This is a genomic window from Nostoc sp., assembly GCF_036919555.1.
In the GTDB taxonomy this organism is placed as follows: Bacteria; Cyanobacteriota; Cyanobacteriia; order Cyanobacteriales; family Nostocaceae; genus Nostoc.
In genome coordinates this window covers 167842-192249 of the sequence record NZ_JBALCS010000039.1, presented here as the reverse complement: position 1 = coordinate 192249, position 24408 = coordinate 167842, and the positions used below count along the sequence as shown (strand labels likewise).

Genomic DNA, 24408 nt, shown 5'->3' with positions numbered 1-24408 from the left:
AACCTTTCTGTTAAAGTAATTCCTGATTTCTATTAGCAAAGCTCACATTAATAAATAGTTATCTGAAATTAAAGGGTTTAAGTAAAGAGCTTCATAAAGTGAGCTAAGTAGGTTAGCGTAAATAATTATCGTTGGGATAAGGCAGGAAGCAGGGGAAAAAAGGGTTTGAGCCTTGTTTACTTTTATTCACACAGTTTGGTTTTATTGTGCCAACTTATTTACTTGCTTTAATTGGATAAAGTCGAGCTAAACTGTCGAAGAAACTCAATATTCAAATCTAGCTTTTTTCCTAACCATAGGGAATGAACCGCGTGGTCTGCCACAGCATCGCCTGTCTCAGGGTGGACGAGAATATCCAATCCCTCACGATTGAGCATTAACCAAGGAACGACTTTATCAAACTGATTTGGTAAGAAAGCAACTTGATACATCCCTTGTGGATGAGGCCCGATGGGCTTGTCAAACCAGCGTCCGAGTTGCACGTCAAACCTCGCACGCAATCCTTCACGTACACGCGCAGCTACATCCCGACTTGCGGTATCGAAGTAAACATGAGCGTGAAAACCAGTGATCTCGATAATATCTTCTTTCATAAATCCACTTTTCGCTCTCAACTCTAATTTTAGATAGCAGACTTTTTCTTTCTCACTCAAAAGAACAAAGCAACTCTACTCTAGCCTGAGTTATTTATAAAAACTGGCCCTACCGATTTGGCTGGATTTGTCTAGTGTTTATAAAGATCGCTAGCCAAATAATTTTTGAAGAATAATTCAGAAGCTAAAATTCAGAATCAAGGCGATTGTGAATTTTGAATTCGGAGCGTACCCCTTCTCTAAGCAAGCTACTTGCAGCGTCTCGTAGAAAAGCGACGTGACAGCGAAGCGATCGCTCCTTTTGCTGAAATAATCTAAATTTCGTAGCACCAAATTTCTTCTTCTCGCAACACAATTCGATGCAGGGAGAGACGATTAATCAAGCCTTCTTGCTCAAACTGCCCAAGAACACGAGTGATAGTGACACGAGTTGAACCGAGCATTTCCGCCAGGTCTTCATGAGTCAAACGCATATCTATTAAACGTCCCTTTTCAACTTCCGAACCAAATTTTTTGGATAACCATGCCAATAGCTTGATGAGCATAGTATCGACTTTTTTATGACTACGAATGATCATCAATTCTTGAGACTGTTGGATATGGGCAAGTAGAATTTCTGTTAGTTGAGTCCACTCCTCTAAAGGTAAAACTGTCGCTTCTACTTTAGTTAGGCATTCCATTTGATAAGGTTCTAATTTTGACAAAGCCTTGCCAACGACATCTCCCGGACCCCACAATCCCAGAGCGACGGTTGTACCATCTTCCAGATAGGTAAAAGTCCTAACAAAACCCGTTTCAATCTTCCAAAGTCTATTTTTATGCTCTGGCAGAAATGACCTACGGGCAAAAATTTGCTTAGTATTATTACTACTTGAGGTAGATAAGCTTGTGTACAAAGACACCATACTATATAAGACTATTCTCCGATAAATTAACCGTAGTATTATATTTATATCAGGTTCTAAGAACCTATGGGTATTTTAAAGAGGGGAGAGGAGAGTGGGGAGTTCAGACGCGATTAATCGCGTCTGTACAGGAGTTAGGAGTTAGGAGTTATTATTTCCCCCATGCCCCATGCCCCATGCCCAATGCCCAATGCCCCATGCCCCATTCTCTAAATTCCCGCACCATCAAGAAAATCTTCAATCATCCCATCAGAATTTTCGCTCTTAGGTTTGTCGGTTGGTTCGTCGCCAAGCTCAGTTGGGGACAAACTTGATTGATCTTCCAACTGCTCGAACTGTTTCTCTAGAGCCTTGACGCGTTCAAATAAAGCGCGGATTACTTCAGCTTCTACGTCGCGTACTTTATCATGATCCAGAACATTTGTAACCGAGTTGTTCTGACGAGTCACGCGCCCTGGAATCCCGACTACAGTGGTGTTACTGGGTACATCTCGCAGCACCACAGAACCGGCTCCAATACGGACGCGATCGCCAATTTGAATATTTCCTAAAACCTTCGCACCCGTTCCCACAACTACATGAGAGCCTAAAGTTGGATGGCGTTTGCCGCTTTCTTTCCCCGTCCCGCCAAGGGTGACACCTTGATAAATTAGAGCATAATCACCCACGATCGCTGTCTCACCAATCACTACTCCCATCCCGTGGTCAATAAACACTCCCTGACCAATTAATGCCCCAGGATGGATTTCAATTCCGGTTAAAAACCGACTAATATGAGAGATAAATCGAGGTATAAAGGGAATCCCCATTTTATGCAGCCAGTGTGCCAATCGATGAAACACTAGGGCATGAAGTCCAGGGTAACAGAACAATACTTCTAGCCAGTTACGGGCTGCTGGGTCACGCTCAAAAATGGTTCGCAAATCAGTTAGTAGCATACTCTGTTAGGATTTTTGTTGGTACGTGAGGCTCTGAAAACAGAAACTCAGGATAATTTCCACAAAAACATTAAGTCATTCATGGGAATTGTCTAAAATAATAATCTACGGTAAATCGATGGGATATAGTGTTTTTGTGGGTAGTAAATGGGATGCTATGACATCCAACACTTTGAGAAAAATTAATTTCTCATAAACCGCGATCAATACCCCAATTCACCGTAGTATGTTGATTACAGTCTTGAATAGCCAAAACTACGTTCTTTTGGATCTGTCTTCCAAAGTGGAATACGCACTGCTAGCACTCTTAGAACTGGCAAGCCACTACGGAAAAAAAGTTCCCCTGACCATGAGCGAGATTACCGCCAAGCAACCTATACCTGAGCGCTACCTGGAACAAATTTTGACCAACCTCCGGCGTGCTGGTGTAGTGCAAAGTCAACGCGGCTCTAAAGGTGGTTTCGTTTTAGTTCGTGAACCTTGGCAGATTACAATACTTGAAATTGTTACTTTGGTCGAAGGCGAGCGGAAAGAGAAAGATACTTCTGACTCTTGCACTTTGGAAAAGACTCTGGTTTATGAAGTTTGGGAGCAAGCTAACGCTGCCTCAATTGAAGTCTTGGGTCGCTATACGCTCCAAGACTTGTGCCAGGAAAGGGAAACTCGCGCACAGCAAAGTCCGATGTATTATATTTAGTCACCAAGGAGTACTGATATGCGGATAGCGAAAGAGATCACAGAGTTAATCGGACGAACTCCTTTAGTTCAATTAAACAAGATTCCCCAAGCTTCGGGAGCGGTTGCTCAGATTGTGGTGAAGCTAGAAAGCATGAACCCAGCATCTTCTGTAAAAGACCGGATTGGTGCGAGTATGGTAGAAGCGGCCGAAGAAGCAGGCTTGATTCACCCCGGAAAAACTGTTTTAGTAGAGCCGACTTCTGGGAACACAGGAATTGCGCTGGCGATGGTGGCGGCGGCTAAGGGTTATGATCTTATTCTAACGATGCCTGACACAATGAGCCAGGAAAGACGATTAATGCTCAAAGCTTATGGCGCTCAAGTAGAGTTAACGCCAGGGGTAGAAGGGATGCGAGGAGCGATCGGTCGTGCAGAGCAGATTTTAGCTCAAACGCCCAATGCTTATATGTTGCAGCAGTTCCGCAACCCTGCTAACCCGAAAGTTCACGCCGAAACCACAGCAGAAGAAATTTGGGATGATACCGATGGACAGGTGGATATTCTCGTGGCGGGAGTCGGTACTGGTGGGACGATTACCGGAGTTGCAGAAGTTATTAAAGGGCGGAAGCCGAGTTTTCAAGCGATCGCAGTTGAACCAAGCAACAGCCCGGTATTAACAGGTGGTAAATCAGGACCTCACAAAATTCAGGGTATTGGCGCGGGATTTGTCCCAGCAATTTACCGTCCAGAACTGGTAGATGAAGTGATTCAGGTAGCAGATGAGCAAGCGATCGCCTACAGCCGTCGCCTAGCAAAAGAAGAAGGATTGCTATCGGGGATTTCTACTGGCGCGGCGTTGTATGCGGCTATTCAAGTGGCACAACGGCCAGAAAATGCCGGTCGCCTAATCGTCATGATACAGCCTAGCTCCGGCGAACGCTACCTCAGTACCTCACTGTTCAAAGACCCAGAGGAGAATGAGTGGTTGAGTAAAGTTTGATTCCGCATAGCAATTTGAGATTTTAGGGACTGACAAAAAATAAATTATCGCGTAGGGTGTGTTAACGTGACAGTGTAACGTACCTATTATCTGTTAGGCGGTGCGTTAGGCTTAACGCCGTAACGCACCCTACGACTATATGGTTGGATATTTTTTAATTGGCAGTCCCTTAGAGGATGTTTGAAAAGTATTTTTGGTAACATCAAAGCATCAGGAACCTAACCCCCCTAGCCCCCCTTCCCTATGAGGGAATGGGGGTTTCAAAGCCTCTTGACCTTTCGGGGAGAGGAATGGAAGCGGGGTTTTTAGTATACTTTACGACTTTTCAAACATCCTCTTAGAGGATGTTGAAACAAGGGGCAAAATCCCCTTGTTAAAGGTAGGCAATCAAAATCTAAAATTGGCTTTGTTATTTACTAGAATTTTCGCCAATTTCATCGGCAATTTCATTATTTTTCACCAAAATCATCAAACAGAAACAACTAGCAGCTAGCTTGATTAAGCTCAAAGCTTCACTTTTTAATATAATAAAAGCGCCTAATCCTATCAGAACAAAAGGCACAAGATTATTAACGTAGCGAGTCAATATATCAGCTATGACTCTGTTGTTAGTTAATTTGTATGCAGCGTAGCACCAAACTCCTAACAAGAGATAAAATATTCCGATAATTACCAAAAAAGTCTCTAAGTTGCTGCTAGCAAATAAAGGCACGTAGACACTAATATTATCGCTACCATTGGCAATTGTAACGGCTGCCACACTATAAGCTTGGGGAGAAAAAAAACTAAGAATTGTTGATGCTTCAGCCTCTTCTGTTGTAGGTATAACTTCTTTTGATGAATCTTCTTCCCGATTCACTAAGCTACTGATACCTATGGACATTGGTAGTAAACCAAGTAATCCAATCCAGCTTTTTGATAAAACTAATCCACCAAATAAACCAGGAAGACTAAGGATTAATAAAACCGTAAAACCTAGAAACTGACCAGCAACTATATGCCGGGGGCGAAAGTTAGCATTTATTTGAGAAAAAAATAATAATAGAATGACAATATCATCAATATTAGTGGCAATGAATGCAATTGCCCCTGTAGTAATTGCAGTAAGTAACTCGTTCATATCTTATTTTATACAAGAAAAGTTCCTGGGTATTTTTATCACTAAAACTTTGTTTCTTGTTGAAGTAATTACTTTGTCATTTTAAAGTTTAGTGATGCCAGAAGGTTAAAATAATTCCTAATTGAATTAGTTGGTAATTTAGATGCCAACTTTCTTCTAGACCACCAATAAATATAATTTTGAGGGCGACTTAAATCCAATAATTACGAATTACGAATTAGTTAATTTGGTATGGTGATAAATTGTAGGTTCTAAAAATCCAGCATGAGTAAGCTAGGCACAATCTTCAGTGAAGGGATAATTGCCTTCATAGCCACTAACATAGATGACATCATTATGTTGTTAATATTTTTTTCACAGGTAAATGTTAATTTTCGCCCCCGGCATATCTTACTCGGTCAATATCTGGGTTTTACAGCCATTATCATCGCTAGCTTACCAGGATTTTTTGGTGGCTTGGTCGTCCAGCGAGAATGGATGGGATTGCTAGGACTGATACCAATAGCAATTGGTCTTCAGCAATTAGTATATAGAAAAGAAGAAACTACAACAGTTCAGACAGTCAGCAGTGATTTTACTCAGTCCACATCTACTAACCCCATATTGTCTTTTATTTTGAGTGTTTTGCACCCCCAAACGTATAAAGTGGCAGCAGTAACGATCGCTAATGGTGGTGACAATATTAGTATATATATTCCGTTATTCGCTGGTCATGATCTTACCAGCTTGGGAGTAATTTTAAGTATATTTTTTGTCATGGTAGGGGTTTGGTGTGCGATCGCTTATTTTTTAAGCCGTCAACCTACCATTGCTTATATTTTAAGTCGCTACGGTCAAGCTGCCGTACCTTTTGTATTAATTGGCTTGGGTCTATTCATTATGTATGAACGAGGTACATTCACTCTACTACCTTGGGTGAGAAGTTAATCAATGTTGGATGTTGAATGCTGGATTTGGGATTGAACGATGAAAACCCCAATCTGAAATCTAAAATTTGTCATAGAAATACGCACAAAATTGTTGGTGTTCGATCTTCAGAGAAAAACTTTTTGTTTACCAACTCTTAACCAAAACGTGTTTTTCGCATCAGCATCAATATAATAATTTTGTTTACTTTTATGAAAGATGTGTCATGCAATACTCGCTTATCAGGAAAGCGCTTAAAAATTTGATCGTAAATGGAATCTCGTTTCACTACTTCATCCTAAAATTCTCTCGTTATCCGAACTTGATATAAGCCCTAAAGATTAATCCTAACTGCGCTGAAGCCTATGTTAATCGAGGTGTTGACCGTGCATTGCCGCCAAATTGCGATACCTTCTCTACGAGACTCTACGCTAACGGTGAGCTACGCTAACGCAACTTCCACTTTTGGTTCGCTGATTTGGAGCGGGTAGGGTTTATCTTTATTTAAAGAGAGATATTAAATCCGACAAACTATACGAAAAAGTAGCTATGGCAAGCGGTGAAGTATTTGATACCAAAACAAAATCCCTATCTGTGCCAAAAGTAAACCTGCTGACCATGTTTCGCCTGGGTTTATTTCAAATGGGGTTGAGCATGATGTCCATTTTGACTCTTGGTGTACTCAACAGAGTCATGATTCAAGAAATAGCAATTCCGGCGACGCTGGTATCAGTAGTTCTAGCACTACCCTTATTTGTTGCTCCTTCCCGTGTCTGGTTCGGCCAGATTTCGGATGCCAAGCCGTTATGGGGATACCACCGCACAGCTTATGTTTGGGTGGGAGCGGCAATATTTGCGATCGCAGCCTTTTTAGCTGTACAAGTAATGTGGCAACTTAATAATGCCGCAAGTAGTGCAGGTGGTTGGGCATGGACAACCCAAACAATCGGCTGGACAGCGCTTCTATCGCTGATATTCGCTATATACGGTCTAGGAATTTCTGCTAGCGGTACCGCCTTTGCTGCTTTGTTGGTGGATATATCTGAAGAAGATAACCGTTCCAAAGTAGTCGGTGTGGTTTGGTCGATGCTAATGGTGGGGATTATTGTTGGGGCGATTATTAGTGCCAGTTTGCTGAAACAATTAACGCCAGAAGCAACAACAGCAACCTTGGAGGCGGCGATCAATAAGTTGTTTATCATCGTTCCAGCAATTGTATTTGGTTTGGCGATCATAGCGACATTGGGCGTAGAAAAAAAATACTCCCAATATTTAAGCCGTTCCACAATGGTAAACAGAGAAGACAGCATTACTCTGGGCAAGGCTTGGGAAATTTTGACGGCTAGTCCGCAAACAGGTATATTTTTCACCTTTTTATTGGTGATGACTCTCTGCTTGTTTATGCAAGACCCAATTTTGGAACCCTACGCAGGTCAGGTATTTAAAATGCCTTTGGCTGAAAGTACTAAACTCAACGTTTTTTATGGAACAGGTGTACTGATTGCCTACGGTGTCAGTGGTTTTTTGATTGTGCCACGTTTAGGTAAGCAAAGAACTGCAAGACTAGGCTGTATATTAGTGGCATTTTGTACAGCATTACTTGGGATATCAGGCTTCACAGCTAATCCAGCTTTCCTGAAGCTAAGTTTAATTTTCTTCGGTTTAGCCACTGGTGTCTTAACTACAGCAGCAGTTAGCTTAATGTTGGATCTCACCGCCGCAGAAGCCGCAGGTACATTTATTGGGGCTTGGGGGTTAGCGCAGTCTGTCTCTAGAGGCGTGGCAGTGGTTTTAGGTGGTACTTTATTGGATCTAGGTCGTAAGCTATTACCCAATTTAGTTTTAGCTTATGGACTGGTATTTGCTTTAGAAGCCGTGGGAATGATCGTGTCGATTTGGTTTCTCAACCGGGTGAATGTAGCGGAATTTCAAACAAATACCAAGCTTGCGATCGCTTCGGTTTTAGAAAGCGATTTAGATTAAACTAGAAACTTAACTCAACCCGAATCTACCTAATCTTGGCTCAGAAAAGCCTTTGCGCGAGAATTAACCAATGAATGATTTTTGGACAACAATTCTTGATTTTGCCCAAGCTACCACTACCAGAGTCGGCAAGCAGCTAATACAAGATTTCGGGCAAGTACAGGCTGACCAAAAAGCTGATGGTAGTTTGGTGACGCAAGCAGATAAATGGGCAGATCAGGAAATTCGGGATGCCATCGCTTCTAGTTTCTCTGGTTACGGCATTTTGAGCGAAGAAAGCGATCAGTCATTTCCCGGTACTGAGTGGTGCTGGGTAATTGATCCTCTGGACGGTACAACCAACTTCACACGCGGCATTCCCATCTGGACAATATCTCTGGGTTTATTGTATAAAGGTACACCCATCTTTGGTTATGTTTACGCACCAATCTTGAATCAAGCTTTTCATGGTTTCTGGGCAGGTTCATCTGGATTAACACCGCCAACAGGAGCATTTCTCAATCACCACCCCATCCACACCAGTGCTGATAATCCCAGCAACAATCACTTTTTTAACCTCTGTTCCCGTAGCACCGCAGTGATCCAAAACGGCTTTCCCTGCAAAATTCGGATGTTGGGTGTGGCTAGCTATAACTTTTTGATGGTTGCCACTGGGGCTACTCTCGGTGGTATTGAGGCGACACCAAAAGTTTGGGACTTAGCGGGGGCTTGGGTAATTGTCCAAGCAGCTGGCGGTGTTTGGCGATCGCTCAAGTCAGAACCGTTTCCGTTATCATCAGGAGAAGATTATAGCGATCGCTCTTTTCCCACCCTTGTTGTCAGTCGTCCAGAATTAGTTCCGGTATTTCAACCTTTTCTGGATGACTATACAGAACTGAACTATAAATAAAGCTAGGATAATCCGAGCATTCTGATAATTTAAGCAGGATTGTAGCTTCGATTATACTGCTTAATATAGTATAAATAATTTTTATGCTGTCTAATCTAGATTTAATTCGAGAGTTTGTGCAAAACTCTATCCAGAAAAAAGAAATTTTGTTGTCAAATCATTCTTTGACAGCGCAAACAGTGTATGGTATCAACCAACTAACAGCGAAATCTGAAGGCATAATTGCCACCGCCCAACTATCTAACACCATATCTGGATTCTTGATTTCTCCAAAATCATCCCAGTGGGAATTGATAAATGAGGCATTAGCACAATCTAGTTATCTCCTCAAAGGAGAAGTAGATAGTCGGGGTTTCTATCAGTATCAATACTGCGAAATTCCCAAAGGCTATGAGATGCACTGTACTAAATCTGTATTTCTATGGCGAGCTTGGTGGAAATATCGCAAGTATACTTCGAGACTAGGAATTCCGTTGGAACTTTTGATTAGAAAACGAGAATCATGGTATCCAATTAGAGATTTAATTATTAGCGACAGACTTCTTTATATCAAAACATTAGGAAGCGAGATAGCACTTGACTCAGATGACTTGGTTACTTGGTTAAACAAAATTGACCCCTGAAAGTGAGTAATCGTTGAAAAATGCTGAGTTTTTTTCGCTTACTTTGAGACTATGACTGTAAGTGGTTTTTAATAAACTGTTTGATCTTCTTTACGCCATGCTGGATCAACAATACAAATAAATACCAGAGGTTCGATGCCAGAGTTAGAAATAAATTGACGCGTATTAGGAGGAATATACACAGCGTCTCCCGGCTGAACTATCTGGGTTTGATCATCAATGTGCATTTCTCCCGTGCCAGTGAGAATATAATAGACTTCTGAGGTAGCGAGCGAGTGGGGTTGAGAGGTTTTTCCTGCTGGCAGTGTTGCATGAGCCAAACTATAGCGCAGTGACAGAGGTTGCTTATCTGGATGTAGCAGTTCTCGCAGGATGGTGCTATCTCCGGCGATGAATTCTGGACAGTCTTGAAGTTTTTGAACTAGCATCAATCAATTTTTGGTTTGAGGTTTTGAATCTCACTATAGAAGTATAAGCCCATAAGCAATGCTCTGCCTCTATCATCTGTTGTATCCAAACGAAAACTGCTATATTACGCTGTGTGCGACTTTTACAAAACTCTTATTTCACAAGCATTCTAAAGATCAGCGATTTAGATCAAGACAAAACACTCATTGACAGAATATTGACTATGACTAGGTTTTAGTATTTTGCGAAATATTAAGTCGCACATCGCGTTATATTGCTTTCTCAAACACTGTTTAACTCTGTGTTATTGGAAAATTGCCCCATCAGGCATAATTGCCCCAGCTAAGTTAGCACCAATTAGTTTAACCAGAAGGCGATCGCCAGAGCGAATCCGCGCTCCCGTCAAATCGGCTCCTCGCAAGTCTGTCCCACTGAGATCGGCTCCAATCAAATTAGCACCACGTAAATTCGCCTCCCTGAGATCCGCTAAAAGTAGGTTTGCCCGAAATAAATTTGCTTCAGATAAATTCGCACCTCTGAGGTTGACTTTGTGCATAAAAGTATCGCTGAGATTAGCACCACTCAAATTGGCATAACTCAGATTTCTGCCAGATAAGTCTTTATTGCTCAAATTGGCCCGACTATAGTCTTTGCCACTCAAGTCTGAACTTGGCTTTGGTGATTGCTGGGTTGTTTGAGATGGTTTTTCTTCTTGAGGTGGCGGTGAGTTGAGTGTGGTTTGATGTTTGGTTTTTAGAGAGCGCAATTTTTCACGAGCTTCATTTATGGCTTTCAGCTTGTCTTGTGCTTTCTGCTGTAAACGGAGATTGTCTTTGGGAATGCGATCGGGATGCCAAACAAAAACTAAATCTTTGTAAGCCTGGTTCACTTCCTCAAGTGTTGCCCCAGGCTCTAATTCCAAAACTCTATAGTACTGCTCCAGATCGCTCATACGATATTTTGGTGGACAATCAACTTAATTATCAGTGATGGAGCCGTCTTTTCGCTGGATCTTTTGTCACTTCCCCTGCTGAAGAACTGCTGCCTTATCTTCCTATCTCCCCATTTCTCCATCGAGCGATCGCTCTCAAATATGCTCCAACTGGAATTTGATAGACTTCAATAAAAATCCAAACAATAATTGCTAAATGTGATAAGAAAGTTAATATCGTCCAAATATATGGCATCCAGGTAATGGGTTCCTTGAGATTAGCAGGAAAATAGTAAGCTACTATGCCAATTAGAGTAGTGGGAAGAATTATAAAAACTGCTGCTGCTAGTCCATAACCCCAACCTAATTCCACACCTTCCAACTGGCCTTCTGTCCAACTAAAACCATTCCAACGCCAACTTAAGGGTGGTTGCCTAGAAGGCATCTTGATTTGCTCTAATTCTAGGTTGACTGTAAAAATCTCGTGGCAAAAGTTACAAGCCATAGCTTCCATCAATGGCATATGATAAATCTTACCGATCCGACAGACTGGGCAGGGGTAAACTCCATGATAGTCGAAAGATTGGGCTAAGATTTTGGAACTGGGCATAATGAAACTGATGATCCTAAAAAGTTGATCTGGTCAATGAGATTTGGGTAAGAATAATATATGGCGATCGTCAATTGTCTGCAATCAGCTTTCGCAAGGTGAGGTGACAAGTCAGGAGAATTATAATTTTAACTTCTCAATGCTGGCTCTTTGAACTTCTCAGGGACGGAAGTCACCGCTTACAGTTTTCTCTAATTACCTTGAGTTAGCTGTATTCTATTCATTAAAGAATGGTCATATTTTGAATTTTTAGATTTTTCATAATTGATTTTTGAGGATTTACACTATCCATTAGTCATGACCCAACAATATTTGTTAACTTATATAACTATGGTGATATCTAATGACAAGCCACTTTCTTCGTCTAGGCAAACAACCAACTAGTACTTCACCACACAATCAGAACAAGGCGTGATTTTGAATTGGGCCAAGCGTTACTACTACTTTGTCAAGCTAGTAATGAAGAGTTTGTAGTCAGGACTTTAGTGCTTACTACGAACTTGCTTAACCATCAATTTAAACTTGACAGAGTACTAGTCTTGACTCCCACAGTTGTACTGAGTCTATCGCTTTTTTATCGTTTGTGGGGGTCTTGACACCGCCTACTCTTCCTGTTTATATTACATAATATCGGTATATTTCTTAAGTTTTCCAGCAAAAACTCCGCAAATGCTTAACACAAATTCCTACTTTTATTTTTGGTTTAGGGTGGTTCACTGGGGGTGAATCGAGTTTCCTAACGGAAACCGCCCGGTGAACCGCAGAGCCAACTCTGCGGTTTTTGTTTTTTTAAGGAGAATTTCATGGTCATGACTTATTTCAGTAGCTGGTTTTATGGCTTTTACTTTTGGCCTAGAGTAAGTTCCGGGTAAATAGCGTCATGCCAATGAATCAGAACGCGCCCGGAACTCCTCAAAGGTTCCGGGCTTTTTTGTTGCGAGCGGGGAGTGGGGGAGGAAGAATTTTAGATTTTAGATTTTAGATTGAAATTTAATCCAAAATTTAAAATCCAAAATCCAAAATTGAATTGCCCAATGCCCAATACTTAATTTTTTAGGAGAATAAAACCATGATTAATGCCAAACTTGCTGCACAATCTCATCCGAACCACCAGACAATCGTTAAACTTTCAGAAAAAGTCGCTTTCGGGGGCGAAGAACTGGTAATTATTGGTGGACCCTGCACCGTTGAAAGCTTAGAACAAATGGAGATAGTCGCCCAAAAGCTATCTACTGCATCCGTTCAGGGGTTACGTGGCGGTGTCTACAAACCCCGCACTTCTCCCTACGCGTTTCAAGGTATGGGAGAGTCAGGATTGAAGATTTTGGCAAAGGTGCGATCGCATTACAATATGCCAGTTGTCACCGAGGTGATGTCAATTTCCCAAATTGAAGTAGTCGCCGCCCACGCTGATATGCTTCAAGTTGGTAGCCGCAATATGCAAAACTTCGACTTGCTGAAAGCTTTGGGACAAGCTGGTAAACCAATACTGCTCAAGCGTGGTTTAGCAGCGACAATTGAAGAATTCGTCATGGCTGCTGAATATATCCTCAGCCACGGTAATCCTGATGTGGTGTTGTGCGAAAGAGGTATCCGCAGCTTCGATAATTACACCCGTAATGTCCTGGATTTAGGGGCAGTGGCAGCACTTAAACAAATAACTCATCTGCCTGTGATTGTAGATCCTTCCCATGCCGTTGGGAAACGGGAACTGGTGGCACCTCTGGCTAGGGCGGCGATCGCTTGCGGTGCAGATGGATTAATTATTGAATGTCACCCAGAACCAGAAAAATCTGTTTCTGATGCCCGTCAAGCACTTTCTTTAGAAGATATGGTGCATTTAGTTGAGAGTTTAAAGCCTGTAGCCATAGCCGTTGGGCGCAGTATATCAGAAGCCATCGGGGCGGGTTTGTCACCTGCCCCGATTTTTTGTGCTGCTTAAATTTCAGTTGAGAGCGTAGTTTACCGCCGTAGGCATCGCTTAAATCTCTGAGTCAAAAGATTTATCAAACAGAATTCAGGAGTCAGGAGCGGAGTCTCCGGCTCCGCTCCTGAATTCAGAATAGCTGAATTCTTCTTCAATTTGGCTTAAGGACAAGGACAAACTGCGATCGCCAACGGAAATGTAAATCTGCCTACCGGGACACTTTACGGGCAACAGCAGAATTTTACAATTCAAGCAAATGGTCAACTCAACGATGCCGCAAGCTACTGCTGACCCTGTTGCTGTTTCAACTTGACTTGAATATTTATGCCTTCGTGGGCATTATCCTGCTGGTTGGCATTCTGAAGAAAAACGGCATGATGATGGTTGACTTTGCGATTATTGCCCGTCAAAACGGCAAAACCCCCTATGCTTGGTAAGTGTAAGCCACTAATCGAGCTAAAAGCTTGACCATAAAGTTAAGTACACTCCGATGCCGTCCTTGATCCGCATTTGGCTTTAATATAACTAACAGTAATCAGTAAACCCAAGGAGGTTTTTTGCTTGCTGATTTCCTGACCTCGAAAAGCAATTCATAAGCATAAATTGGGCTTGCGATCGCAAACTTTCAACCAGGACATTAAACTCGATCGTCTTGGCTGGAGCAAGAACTGCCTCAGTGGGACTGGCGACAGGAGCGTTTTATGGAGCTGTAGCAGGCGGCTTACTCAAAGCCGTGATCGGCACGAACATTCCAGATGAGCAAGTCAAGCTTTACAGCGAGCGGTTAGCACAAGGACAGTATTTGATAGTCCTTGAGGGAACGAACGATGAACTTCAACAAGCTCAAACCGTTTTGAAAACGCAAGGGATTCAGGATTGGATCATTTTTGACACACTATAACAATCTGGATGAGTAATATGATGCAAGCAATCCGCGTTCATAACTATGGCGAGTCAGACGTGCTGACGCTAGAAGCGATCGCGCAACCCGAACCACAACCGAATGAAGTACTAATTCGAGTTCAGGCTGCTGGAGTCAATCCGCTCGATTGGAAAATTCGGGCAGGCTATATGAAAGAAATTTTTCCAATGCCTTTGCCATTTACACCTGGAATGGATGTCGCAGGCATTGTGGAAGCGATCGGTGCGGATGTCAAAGCGCTCCAAGTCGGTCAAGAAGTTTATGGCGAACTGAGAATGGGAGCTTATGCCCAGTTGGCAACGGCTCCACAAGATGCGATCGCGCCCAAGCCTAAGACGCTCGATTTTGTGCAAGCGGCATCGGTGCCGATGGTAGCAATGACTGCCTATCAAGGGCTGTTTGATCATGCTGATCTCAAGCCAGGTCAAACCGTGCTAATTCATGCTGCATCGGGCGGAGTTGGCATGTTCGCAGTGCAATTTGCTAAATGGAAAGGAGCGCACGTTATTGGAACTGCCTCAGCTGCGAATGCAGAATTTGTTCAATCTCTGGGTGCAGATCAAGTGATTGACTACAACGCCACACCCTTTGAACAAGTTGTTGAGAATGTTGATGTAGTTCTAGATACGTTAGGCGGTGACACGCAAGCGCGTTCTTATTCAGTGGTGAAGCCGGGTGGCATTCTGGTTTCAACCGCCGCTCCCCCCAATGCTCAAAAAGCTCAAGAACGAGGTATCCGTGCAGAGATGATGAATATGAAACCCTCGGCCTCGCTGCTGGAGGAAATTGCTAGTTTACTCGATTCCGGGCAGGTTAAGACGATTGTTGCTCAGACGTTTTCTTTGTCTGAAGCCCGTCAAGCTCAGGAATTGAGTCAGGGCGGTCATGTCCGGGGCAAAATCGTGCTGCAAATCAATACTTAATCCTCTATGGAGCTAACGAACACTCTAGACATCGGAGTGTTTTCGATTTTGTGGTCAATTTGATGGCTGGCTTGGCCGCTTATATCGTGTCCGGTTAAAGAATAGACTTCTTGCAAAAATCCCTAACACCCCACCCCCAACCCTCCCCGCTCTTCGGCAGGGGAGACAAAGCGTAGCTTTGGCAGGGTGGGGTTTTTATTTTTGATTTATGCAAGAGGTCTATCGCAAATCCGCGGTTTCCAATTGATTAAGGATTACTCTTACCCTTATTTCTATCTAGCTTCTCTTGGATAGCTTCTCTGCAAAACTCAGGAGGGTTCTCTTGTTGCTGTACCTCTTCCTTCATTTCCTTAGTCATACGTATATTCATTTTTTCAGTCAATGGTTCTTCTCTATCTGTGGTAAACGGTTTTAAACTCTTCGGGTTCCCTTTGGGATTAGGCATTGTATATAAATATGAAAATAATCTCTGAAACACAAGGAAGCAAGTGTTTAATGATTAATCCGTGGGTATGTAAGCCTAGGAAACTTGTTACCCACCGATACCACTTTTGAGAAATGGTAATTCCATGTTTACACGATCGCAACTTGAAATCAAAACTGTTCCAGAGTTACGTGACTTATGCCGTCGATACGGTATCAAGCCAACAGGAAACCCCGGATACAAAATTTCCTACATCACATCTTTGCTGGTATTCCCCCAAATAGCATTACAGCAGCTAAGACAAGGAAAGGGATTAAAATCTCCCGGTTTGAGCGTTATCCAGTTTTTTGAGGGAGTGATATATGAGATGAATTCACCCACTGATGAGCAAGCAGCACTAATCAAAATCACAATGGAAGGTAAAAGAATGAATTACCCAGATAGGTATGACCAAGAGAACCTGCTGAACTTACACAAAGCTAAAATTCACTTGGAAATGGCTATTGGATTACTCAGCCAGTAAAGCTAATTTTTAATCACTAACTTTTGACTCCCTTCATTCCAGAGGGGAGTTTTTTATGTATTATAGTTATTTTTGATAGTTCACTTTGCTTAATTTTACCATGATTGCGATCGCCTGGGTTGGGTGCTTGGTGCGATCGCAAATCCCCAGTCTCCAAACGTCGAAAATCCGTAGTGTGACACTTGAGAGTTTAGGAACTAGAATATTCCATACAAAAACTCCGTTCATGAGTATCAAAGACTCGTTAACGGAGTTCAAAGACTCATTCACGAGTATCAAAAACTCGTCAGCGAGTATTAAAGACTTATTCACGAGTCTTATTAATTACTGATTGTAAATATTCTCCGCATCCTTGTGTCCCCACCTCTGGTGCAATATTCTTAGAAGAATAAACCTTTTTTCTTTTCCTCTGCCTCCCCTGCTCTCCCTCCCTGAAGAATAAAGCCATGACTCAAGCTTTACGCAAACTAGTTACATTCGATGAATTTGCTGCTCAATACCCAGACAACCCACAACGACGTTATGAACTGCATGATGGAGTAATTCTTGAGATGGCACAACCAACAGGCGATCATGAAGAGGTCGTTGGATTTTTAGCCACAAAAATCACTTTAGAATATAGTCGTTTAAATCTTCCTTATTTCATCCCAAAAACAGTATTCGTCAAACCACTCGAAAACGAATCAGCTTATTCACCAGATGTCCTGATACTAAATCAGCCTAATTTAGTAAACGAACTTCTATGGAAAAAAGCATCTACTGTAAGCCTTGCCGCATCTATTCCCTTAGTAGTAGAGGTAGTGAGTACTAATTGGCGTGATGATTACCACAAAAAATACGCTGACTATGAACAAATGGGAATTCCTGAATACTGGATTGTAGACTATGCCGCATTGGGCGGTAGGGAATTTATTGGCAAGCCAAAACAACCTACTATCTTGGTTTGCTGTTTGGAGGAAGATGAGTATCTAATTAATAAATTTCGAGGTAATGACCGTATCCAATCACCAACTTTCCCAGAGTTGAATTTAACCGCAGAACAAATTTTTCGCGCTGGTGTGGTCAGCTAATACCATTTTAGATTTTGGATTTTAAATTTTGGATTGTCAAAGAAATAAATTTATACTTAATTTCAGCAACACTATCTAGAATTTCAATTATGTCTGACGCAATTATTCAATCTGAATTATTGGATAGCAAAGCTGATAACGAGCAAAACCTCTGTCAGGTTCTCAGTGTACAGGAGTTAAGTCTTCTAAACGATCGCTCCAACAGCAAAGGACTAGTTCAACTGGCTTTTCATCTCACTGTTATGGTTTGCAGTGGCTACTTGTGGGCAACAAATTTTGGTAATTGGTCGGTGGCTATACCAGCACTGGTAATCTACGGCTTCAGTCTGGCTTCGATGTTTGCACCGATGCATGAATGTGTTCACAGAACTGCTTTCGCTAACAATCGCTTGAATGATGCTGTAGCTTGGTGTTGCGGCTTGCTCTCATTTTACAACAGCACGTTTTTTCGTCGTTATCATAAGTGGCATCATCGCTACACTCGCGTTCCTGACAAAGATCCGGAACTAACTGATCTCAAACCGAGCAACCTGGGTAAATACTTGTTGATCATTAGCGGTTTACTGTGGTGGTGGGGTAAAATACGTGGGCATTTTCAGGTTGCAACTGGTCAATTTGATGATTTTCCATTTGTGCCAGAAGCAGCACGAGCCGAAGTTATTCGTTCTACACGTTGGCAATTAAGTATTTATGCTGGTGCGATCACTCTTTCAATTTTAGTTGGTCAGCCTTGGTTTTTCCTCTATTGGCTGCTACCCCTGTTTGTCGGTCAGCCGATTCTCCGGTTTATTCTGCTAGCAGAACATACAGGTTGCACTCTCGATGCCAATCTGCTTACAAACACGCGCACAACGCTAACGTTCTGGCCTGTGCGATTTTTCATGTGGAATATGCCATTTCATGCAGAGCATCATTTGTACGCATCAATTCCGTTCCACGCCCTACCAAAAGCACATCAGCAGTTGAGCAAACATCTTACCCACATTGAATCTGGTTATCTGAAAGTCAACTGGCATATCATAACTAATTCGTAATTGGGCATTGGGCATTAGGCATTGGGCATTGGTTATTCTCTTTGTCTCCCTTACGTCCCCCATCCCCCACTCCTTAGATTTTAATTTACTCTAGACTCGACCTTAACGCACCTTTATTAGATCATGAAGAATGATTAAGAAAAACGAGTATAGACAAAGATGATAAAAATGCTAGCTGAAAACTTAATGGGAATTGAGACAAGATTACAAATTAATTGGGTTTGGCTAAATGCCAGCTTACAGTTTGCTAGTTGGGGACTTATTTCACTTTTACTTGCTGAGATATTGAGAGACAGTTACCATGCTTTGTGTCACCAAGTCAATTGGCTTGCTAAATGGCACAACAAGCACCACATGGCCTATCGCCGCGATTTATCAATAGTTTCCCTGAAAGTTTATCAAGAATCCCAACTCTATCACGACATTTTAGAATCGAGTCTACTGCTGGTAGTATTGGTAGTCATTGCCTTAATTGTCCAGCAAATGGGGTTATGGTTGGGAGTAGCTTATGCTTGCACCTTCTTATATGGCGCGTCTATACGGTATTTCCAGGGAAAAATTGATACAGACTACAACCATCTACCCGGACCTTTAGAAACAATTCCATCCATTTGGTGGGTGAATCGGTCTTACCATTGGCGGCATCATTTTGATGATGTCAACGCTTACTACAGTGGTGTCTTTCCCTTGGTGGATAAAATTCTTGGCACAGGACTATCTCTCAAGGGTAAAACCGTCGCTTTAACCGGAGCGTCAGGAGCGCTGGGACAAGCGTTAGCGGCTGAACTTGTAAAAAATAATGCTAAAGTTGTGGCATTAACTACTAATCCAGAAAAATTAGTAGAGGAAGTTGGGGTGAAAGTGGTTCCCTGGCAATTGGGCAATGAAGCCAGTCTGAGGGATAGTTTAGAGAAAGTAGATATTTTAATTATCAACCACGCAGTCAATGTCTATACCAGCCGCACACCGGAGGCTATCAACTGCTCCTATGAGGTGAATACCTTTTCAGCATTGCGGTTGATGGATATATTTTTGACAACTGTAACCGGGCCACAAGCAAAAGCAACTAAAGAAATCTGGGTGAATACTTCTGAGGCTGAGGTGTCTCCAGCGCTGAGTCCGCTTTATGAACTCAGCAAACGAACGCTAGGGGATATTGTTACCCTGAAGCGATTGGACGGGGATTGTGTAATTCGCAAGTTAATTCTTGGCCCATTTAAGAGTCAATTGAATCCCTATGGAGTGATGTCTGCACAGCAAGTTGCTCGTGGGATCTTATTTTGGGCACGGCGAGACTTCCGAAATATTATTGTGACAATAAATCCTCTTACCTATCTGCTGTTTCCCTTAAAGGAAACTAGTACATGGCTATACTATCGAGTTTTTAGCCGAACAGCGAAAAGATAAGATGCGTTATGGTAATGGTTTGGGGCTAGCGTAGGCGTAGCCCGCCGTAGCGATCGCACATCAGATTATGGTAGAAAAACATCAGGGTAAAATTACTTGCCAATCTGAGTTAAATCCAGGTACGTTTTGGCAAGCTTTTTGAGAATAAAGAGAGAAACAAACTTATGGGACTTTTCGATCAAATTCTTGGTGCGATCGCTAATCCTAATCAACAGGGCAGCTTAGGTCAACTGGGAAGTATTGTTAACACTGTACAGCAGTTGAGCGATCGTACAGGTACAGACCCGTCTACCATCCAATCAGTTTTGTCAATAGTGGGTGGTCAAGTGCGTTCTGCTTTACAAGATAAGCAAGCCACAGATGGTAATGAAGCCACACAAACTCTAGTGAATCAATATGCTGGTACTTCACCTAACCCCGAAGCCGTCGATTCGCTGTTTTCTCCTGACACACAACAGCAGGTAGCTGAAATTGCTGCCCAGCGCACTGGATTGGATGCTGGTATAGTTCAACAATTGCTGCCTTTAGCAGTACCTTTGGTGCTGAATTTTTTGCAATCAGGTGCAAATGCTCAGAATCCCCAAGCTGGCGGAAATCCAGTACTGAATTCCTTCTTGGATGCTGACGGCGATGGTGATGTCGATATCGCTGATGCTATCCAGATGGCTAGTCGGTATATGAGATAGTAACAGTTCCTAACTGCTGTACAGACGCGATTAATCGCGTCTCCCCACTCCCCACATAAATCAGACAGTCTATGTCTAAATTTTTTGAATGTATTACTGAGGAACTGCAAGATTTCATTGCAGCCCAACACCTTTTCTTTGTTGGCTCTGCACCCTTGAGTCCTATGGGTCATGTTAACGTGTCTCCTAAAGGTCTAGGCTGCTTTCGCATACTTTCTCCCCACCGAGTAGCTTACGTAGACCTTACAGGCAGTGGTAACGAAACCTCAGCCCATTTGCAAGAAAATGGGCGGATAACCTTTATGTTTTGCGCCTTTGAGGAACCCGCGTGTATCCTGCGTCTTTACGGTCAAGGAAACACGATTTTACCGAGTTCTCCAGACTGGGACTCCCTGTACTCTCTGTTTTTGCCGATGCCTGGAACTCGTCAAATTATCGTCGCTGACATTGAAAAAATACAGATTTCCTGTGGTTTTGGTGTACCACTCTATGAATATCGAGGTCAGCGCCAGACTCTAGTAAACTGGGCTAGTAAAAAAGGTGAAGAGGGAGTTCGGGAATATCAACAGCAAAAAAATCTTGTTAGCATTGACGGTTTAGCGACACCACTGAGTAAATTACCCTAAATTTGCCAAAAGTGTGCTGTTGCCTAACCCTATCTTCATTTGGAGTTTTGCTTTTATGACCCTTTTGGGTCGGTGTCACCACCAATTATTACTTGGAACAAGTTTCCTAGTAAAGAGAAAAATGCCGAAACTAACACTACCAGCATTAAACTAGCAAGGGCAGCAAAGGGAGAGATAATGAATAAGAGTAACAGGGCAAACATCAAAATCGTTAGTAAAGTCTTATTCATCTTTTTTCACCTTTAATAGTTGCTATTCTCAAGCTAACCAACTAAGTCATGAACTTGACCACAATCAATAGAAGGAATTAGTCTTAGCTCTCTGGGAAGATTTTGCAACCAAATTGAGTACCAAAGTCAATTTATAAATCAACTATCTGTCACCTGCCCTCTGTTAGACTTAACCTGTCCGCGCTTACTTTTGTAGTCAAGGCGCTTTCTTTGAGAACTACGAGTCGGTTTAGTGGGTTTGCGTTTTCTCGTCACCACAACTGCGCTTTGAATGAGTTCTTGAAGTCGTCTCAACGCTGACTCACGATTGTTCTCTTGGCTTCGGTGTTCTTGCGCTTTGATTACGACAACTCCTTCTTGGGTGATGCGTCGATCATTCAGCTTTAAAAGCTGTTGTTTGTAATAATCTGGTAATGATGAAGCCACAATATCGAAGCGCAAGTGAATCGCAGTGGAAACCTTATTCACATTTTGGCCTCCCGCTCCTTGCGAACGAATCGCACTAATTTCAATATCACTCTGTGGGATCATAACTTTGTTGGAAATTTGCAGCATTACTCATAAGGCAAAAGAGGAACTTTTCAATTTCGGATAAAAATCCTTTACTCGGTTTGTTCGGGAAAATCTATTACTACATCTTGGTCTTCATTGTTATTCAAATCCACTTCTAAAGTCTGTCCTTCTATTGTCACTTTATCACCCGGTACTAATCGCCGTCCTCGTCGGGTTTCTAGCATACCGTTTACCTGGACATCGCCACCTTGAATCATCAGCTTGGCTTGCCCTCCAGTTGGCACTATACCCATCAACTTTAAAAATTGATTTAACTTAATTGTGTTGTCTCTGATTTTCTTCATAGTAAATAAAACTACATCACCTTAATTGTATCGTGGCGTTATCAAGGCAAAGGTAAGATATTTCTTCAAATTTCTACCCAATAATTAAAGGCATCATTCGCTTTCGTTTTGGAAACGTCAAAGAGTAAGCCTAATATTTCAAAAATTGGTTTTTGTGGAAGATAAACTAGGCATAGGCATACCCCCTCTTTCTGAGATAGATCATAACAATATGTAAACATTTTTTGCAAATACTTGACATAAAGAAGAATTACGGCAAGCCGTACTAAAAACAGTCGAAGATACCGTATGTGTGTTCGTGTCATGTCTCTCTGATGGGAGAATTGCTTCTGGCAATTGAAGGAGCATTGGTCAAGGCTTTTACCCAATTCGATGTGAATATGTTGCTTCTATGCCCGCAAGTTGGTTATTAGTAATACGCTCAATAAACTCAAGGCTGCACTAATGATAAACATAAACGTATATCCCGTAGCGCTGGCGATCGCACCGCTAAGAACTGAAGTGGCAATAGAGACATAAGGGAATTAGCTTTTAGGCATTTCCCAAAAAACGGTATCATAGACCACTATTTTTTGGCGATGACTACGCCCGCCATTCGCGTAGCGTCTCCTAGAGAAGGCATCGCAAAACTTTTCGCTCTACAGACTGTTGTAATTTAATTGACACACAGCCAAGTTAGGAAGTTTGACATCCTGTCATTTGACGAAGCAAGCCATGAAAAACGAAAATTATTGGGGATATTATGCCGAATAAACTTTTTGCAGAGGGAACATGGGATGAAAAAGATTATTTCAGTACTGTTGCTAGGTGTGGCGATTTTGACTTTTGCTTTCAATAGTCCAGCTTTAGCAGCAGACGCAACCAGTGGAGCCAAGGTCTTTAGTGCTAATTGTGCTTCTTGTCATGCAGGTGGGAAAAACTTGGTTCAAGCTAACAAAACTTTGAAGAAAGGTGCTTTAGAAAAGTTTGGGATGTACTCAGCAGAAGCGATTATCGCTCAAGTAACAAATGGTAAAAACGCTATGCCTGCTTTCAAAAGTCGTTTAAAACCAGAGCAAATTGAAAATGTAGCAGCATATGTGCTGGGACAAGCAGACAAGGACTGGAAATAAAAAAAGAATACGAGAATAAGGCTGTCTCAAATTACCAAATAGTAGGTAGGGTATGTGCCTTATCTACTACTTCTGTTCTGCTAATAAAGTGAGATATTATTATGAGTTGCTTTTACCGATTGATGCTCAATTTTGGTATTGCCTTTGCACTCGCTTGCTTTTTTCTCACTTCACCTGCATATTCATTATCTACATCGGACACCCAAATCGCAGAAGGTGACTTATTCAAGCTAGGGATTGAAAAAATACTGCACGGCAGTTACCCTGAAGCTATTCAAGATTTTACTCAGGCAATTAAGCTCAAAAATGATTTTTCTTCAGCTTATAGCAATCGTTGTCTTGCTTATCTGCAATTAGGAGATTATCAGAATGCGATCGCCGATTGCAATCAGGCTCTAAAGTTTACACCCAACAATGTGGAAACACACCTCAACCGAGGACTAGCATACTACAGACAAGGGGACTATCAAGCAGCGATCGCTGACGATAATCAAGTTATCGCACTCAAACCTCATGATTTCAGAGCCTACTACAACCGAGGGGTAGCCCGTGGTATGTTGGGTAATCACCAACAAGCCATATCAGATTACAATCTAGCACTCATTAATATTCCCCAATCATCTAGTCTACTAAGAGCGGATGTTTACAATGACAGAGGACTAGCTCATTTTGAGTTGTCAGACATAAAAGCAGCTATGCTCGACTTCTCACAAGCAATTCGACTCAATCACAATGACTACAGAGCTTACTATAATCGGGGTTGTGCTTGTGGTAGAAGTGGCGATAACTCTTGTGCCATTCGGGATTTTACTGAATCACTCAAACGGAACCCAATCAATGCTCAGGCTTATCTTAATCGGGGTATAGCCTACCATGAACTTGGTCACGAACAAGCGGCAATCGCAGACTTACAAAAAGCGGTTAAATACTTTGCCCAACAGAAAGAAACTACAACCTATGAAAAAACTTTCTTGTTACTGAAAAATTTACACCAACAACTTTCATCCTTATCAGAAATTGCCCTGATTTCAAAATGGCAGCTTTTTCCAATCTCAACAAATTGATGAACTTTAGCGAGGAAAA

General features: G+C 42.1%; 31 protein-coding genes. 18 read left to right on the top strand and 13 right to left on the bottom strand.

From position 1 onward, the window contains the following. Nucleotides 1-227: 227 nt before the first annotated feature. The 3 genes from V7K36_RS11825 to cysE all read right to left on the bottom strand — a co-directional run bounded on the left by V7K36_RS11825 (nt 228) and on the right by cysE (nt 2436). Complete coding sequence (locus tag V7K36_RS11825) at nt 228-593, bottom strand: DOPA 4,5-dioxygenase family protein (RefSeq protein ID WP_335115898.1); 366 nt, start codon at nt 591-593, stop codon at nt 228-230. Between the two features lie 314 nt (nt 594-907). After that, complete coding sequence (locus tag V7K36_RS11820; protein WP_335115895.1) at nt 908-1498, bottom strand: Crp/Fnr family transcriptional regulator; 591 nt, start codon at nt 1496-1498, stop codon at nt 908-910. 209 nt (nt 1499-1707) lie between these two features. Next, nucleotides 1708-2436 (bottom strand): serine O-acetyltransferase, encoded by a 729-nt coding sequence (gene cysE / locus V7K36_RS11815; protein ID WP_335095898.1) that lies wholly within the window; start codon nt 2434-2436, stop codon nt 1708-1710. A 226-nt stretch (nt 2437-2662) separates the two neighbouring features. On the opposite strand from cysE, the gene V7K36_RS11810 reads away from it, so the two are divergent. Both V7K36_RS11810 and cysK read left to right on the top strand, forming a co-directional pair. Then, on the top strand, nt 2663-3133 hold the full coding sequence (locus tag V7K36_RS11810) for an RrF2 family transcriptional regulator (RefSeq protein WP_335115893.1): 471 nt from the start codon (nt 2663-2665) through the stop codon (nt 3131-3133). Between the two features lie 18 nt (nt 3134-3151). Further along, nucleotides 3152-4114, top strand: coding sequence for a cysteine synthase A (gene cysK / locus V7K36_RS11805; RefSeq protein WP_335115891.1), 963 nt, complete (start codon nt 3152-3154; stop codon nt 4112-4114). Between the two features lie 409 nt (nt 4115-4523). On the opposite strand, the gene V7K36_RS11800 is transcribed toward cysK, so the two are convergent. Continuing rightward, nucleotides 4524-5234, bottom strand: a complete 711-nt coding sequence (locus V7K36_RS11800) for a cadmium resistance transporter (RefSeq protein WP_335115889.1) — start codon at nt 5232-5234, stop codon at nt 4524-4526. Between the two features lie 264 nt (nt 5235-5498). On the opposite strand from V7K36_RS11800, the gene V7K36_RS11795 reads away from it, so the two are divergent. The 4 genes from V7K36_RS11795 (at nt 5499) to V7K36_RS11780 (ending at nt 9635) form a co-directional block, all read left to right on the top strand. Then, nucleotides 5499-6161 (top strand): cadmium resistance transporter, encoded by a 663-nt coding sequence (locus V7K36_RS11795; protein ID WP_335115887.1) that lies wholly within the window; start codon nt 5499-5501, stop codon nt 6159-6161. Between the two features lie 528 nt (nt 6162-6689). Then, entirely contained in the window at nt 6690-8123 is a 1434-nt protein-coding gene (locus V7K36_RS11790) for a BCD family MFS transporter (RefSeq protein WP_335115885.1), read from the top strand. 70 nt (nt 8124-8193) lie between these two features. After that, nucleotides 8194-9012, top strand: coding sequence for an inositol monophosphatase family protein (locus V7K36_RS11785; RefSeq protein WP_335115883.1), 819 nt, complete (start codon nt 8194-8196; stop codon nt 9010-9012). 83 nt (nt 9013-9095) lie between these two features. Further along, complete coding sequence (locus V7K36_RS11780) at nt 9096-9635, top strand: hypothetical protein (RefSeq protein WP_335115881.1); 540 nt, start codon at nt 9096-9098, stop codon at nt 9633-9635. A 68-nt stretch (nt 9636-9703) separates the two neighbouring features. Here the strand turns inward: V7K36_RS11780 and V7K36_RS11775 are convergent, their stop codons facing one another. The 3 genes from V7K36_RS11775 to V7K36_RS11765 form a co-directional block, all read right to left on the bottom strand. Continuing rightward, nucleotides 9704-10063, bottom strand: coding sequence for a cupin domain-containing protein (locus tag V7K36_RS11775; protein WP_335115879.1), 360 nt, complete (start codon nt 10061-10063; stop codon nt 9704-9706). Between the two features lie 284 nt (nt 10064-10347). Continuing rightward, entirely contained in the window at nt 10348-10995 is a 648-nt protein-coding gene (locus V7K36_RS11770) for a pentapeptide repeat-containing protein (RefSeq protein WP_335115877.1), read from the bottom strand. A gap of 94 nt (nt 10996-11089) precedes the next feature. Then, nucleotides 11090-11584 carry a hypothetical protein gene (locus V7K36_RS11765; protein ID WP_335115875.1) on the bottom strand — a complete coding sequence of 165 codons (495 nt, stop codon included), beginning with the start codon at nt 11582-11584 and terminating at the stop codon, nt 11090-11092. A gap of 1069 nt (nt 11585-12653) precedes the next feature. On the opposite strand from V7K36_RS11765, the gene aroF reads away from it, so the two are divergent. From aroF to V7K36_RS11745, 4 genes are all read left to right on the top strand, one after another. Beyond that, a complete protein-coding gene (gene aroF, locus V7K36_RS11760) occupies nt 12654-13526 on the top strand; it encodes a 3-deoxy-7-phosphoheptulonate synthase (RefSeq protein ID WP_335115873.1) in 873 nt (290 codons plus the stop codon). 281 nt (nt 13527-13807) lie between these two features. Then, nucleotides 13808-13948, top strand: a complete 141-nt coding sequence (locus tag V7K36_RS11755; protein ID WP_335115871.1) for an efflux RND transporter permease subunit — start codon at nt 13808-13810, stop codon at nt 13946-13948. Nucleotides 13949-14163: 215 nt separating this feature from the next. After that, on the top strand, nt 14164-14412 hold the full coding sequence (locus V7K36_RS11750) for a hypothetical protein (protein ID WP_335115869.1): 249 nt from the start codon (nt 14164-14166) through the stop codon (nt 14410-14412). A gap of 17 nt (nt 14413-14429) precedes the next feature. After that, the gene (locus tag V7K36_RS11745) at nt 14430-15356 is read left to right on the top strand and encodes an NADP-dependent oxidoreductase (protein WP_335115867.1); all 927 of its coding nucleotides are present in this window, start codon (nt 14430-14432) and stop codon (nt 15354-15356) included. Between the two features lie 247 nt (nt 15357-15603). Here the strand turns inward: V7K36_RS11745 and V7K36_RS11740 are convergent, their stop codons facing one another. Next, nucleotides 15604-15801, bottom strand: a complete 198-nt coding sequence (locus V7K36_RS11740) for a hypothetical protein (RefSeq protein ID WP_335110800.1) — start codon at nt 15799-15801, stop codon at nt 15604-15606. 124 nt (nt 15802-15925) lie between these two features. Between V7K36_RS11740 and V7K36_RS11735 the strand changes: the two genes are divergently transcribed. Next, nucleotides 15926-16303, top strand: coding sequence for a hypothetical protein (locus V7K36_RS11735; RefSeq protein WP_335115866.1), 378 nt, complete (start codon nt 15926-15928; stop codon nt 16301-16303). A 66-nt stretch (nt 16304-16369) separates the two neighbouring features. Here V7K36_RS11735 and V7K36_RS11730 read toward each other — a convergent pair whose 3' ends face one another. Then, a complete protein-coding gene (locus tag V7K36_RS11730; protein ID WP_335115864.1) occupies nt 16370-16531 on the bottom strand; it encodes a hypothetical protein in 162 nt (53 codons plus the stop codon). A 218-nt stretch (nt 16532-16749) separates the two neighbouring features. Between V7K36_RS11730 and V7K36_RS11725 the strand changes: the two genes are divergently transcribed. The 5 genes from V7K36_RS11725 to V7K36_RS11705 all read left to right on the top strand — a co-directional run bounded on the left by V7K36_RS11725 (nt 16750) and on the right by V7K36_RS11705 (nt 21126). Further along, a complete protein-coding gene (locus V7K36_RS11725) occupies nt 16750-17373 on the top strand; it encodes a Uma2 family endonuclease (RefSeq protein WP_335115862.1) in 624 nt (207 codons plus the stop codon). An 89-nt stretch (nt 17374-17462) separates the two neighbouring features. After that, nucleotides 17463-18407, top strand: coding sequence for a fatty acid desaturase family protein (locus V7K36_RS11720; RefSeq protein WP_335115860.1), 945 nt, complete (start codon nt 17463-17465; stop codon nt 18405-18407). 159 nt (nt 18408-18566) lie between these two features. Then, nucleotides 18567-19814: a bifunctional sterol desaturase/short chain dehydrogenase gene (locus tag V7K36_RS11715; RefSeq protein WP_335115858.1), complete on the top strand. Its 1248-nt coding sequence runs from the start codon at nt 18567-18569 to the stop codon at nt 19812-19814. 164 nt (nt 19815-19978) lie between these two features. Continuing rightward, entirely contained in the window at nt 19979-20500 is a 522-nt protein-coding gene (locus V7K36_RS11710; RefSeq protein ID WP_334829762.1) for a DUF937 domain-containing protein, read from the top strand. Nucleotides 20501-20571: 71 nt separating this feature from the next. Further along, the gene (locus V7K36_RS11705; RefSeq protein ID WP_335115856.1) at nt 20572-21126 is read left to right on the top strand and encodes a pyridoxamine 5'-phosphate oxidase family protein; all 555 of its coding nucleotides are present in this window, start codon (nt 20572-20574) and stop codon (nt 21124-21126) included. Between the two features lie 53 nt (nt 21127-21179). Here the strand turns inward: V7K36_RS11705 and V7K36_RS11700 are convergent, their stop codons facing one another. The 4 genes from V7K36_RS11700 to V7K36_RS11685 form a co-directional block, all read right to left on the bottom strand. Further along, nucleotides 21180-21356 carry a hypothetical protein gene (locus V7K36_RS11700; RefSeq protein WP_334829758.1) on the bottom strand — a complete coding sequence of 59 codons (177 nt, stop codon included), beginning with the start codon at nt 21354-21356 and terminating at the stop codon, nt 21180-21182. 138 nt (nt 21357-21494) lie between these two features. After that, on the bottom strand, nt 21495-21911 hold the full coding sequence (arfB, locus tag V7K36_RS11695; RefSeq protein ID WP_335115854.1) for an alternative ribosome rescue aminoacyl-tRNA hydrolase ArfB: 417 nt from the start codon (nt 21909-21911) through the stop codon (nt 21495-21497). A gap of 47 nt (nt 21912-21958) precedes the next feature. Continuing rightward, entirely contained in the window at nt 21959-22213 is a 255-nt protein-coding gene (locus tag V7K36_RS11690; RefSeq protein WP_334829755.1) for an RNA-binding S4 domain-containing protein, read from the bottom strand. A gap of 65 nt (nt 22214-22278) precedes the next feature. Continuing rightward, nucleotides 22279-22434 (bottom strand): transposase family protein, encoded by a 156-nt coding sequence (locus V7K36_RS11685; RefSeq protein ID WP_335116062.1) that lies wholly within the window; start codon nt 22432-22434, stop codon nt 22279-22281. Between the two features lie 555 nt (nt 22435-22989). Here V7K36_RS11685 and petJ point away from each other — a divergent pair. Together petJ and V7K36_RS11675 are read left to right on the top strand one after the other, a co-directional pair. After that, nucleotides 22990-23325 carry a cytochrome c6 PetJ gene (gene petJ / locus V7K36_RS11680; RefSeq protein WP_335115853.1) on the top strand — a complete coding sequence of 112 codons (336 nt, stop codon included), beginning with the start codon at nt 22990-22992 and terminating at the stop codon, nt 23323-23325. A gap of 101 nt (nt 23326-23426) precedes the next feature. After that, nucleotides 23427-24389, top strand: a complete 963-nt coding sequence (locus V7K36_RS11675; protein ID WP_335115851.1) for a tetratricopeptide repeat protein — start codon at nt 23427-23429, stop codon at nt 24387-24389. Nucleotides 24390-24408 lie beyond the last annotated feature (19 nt).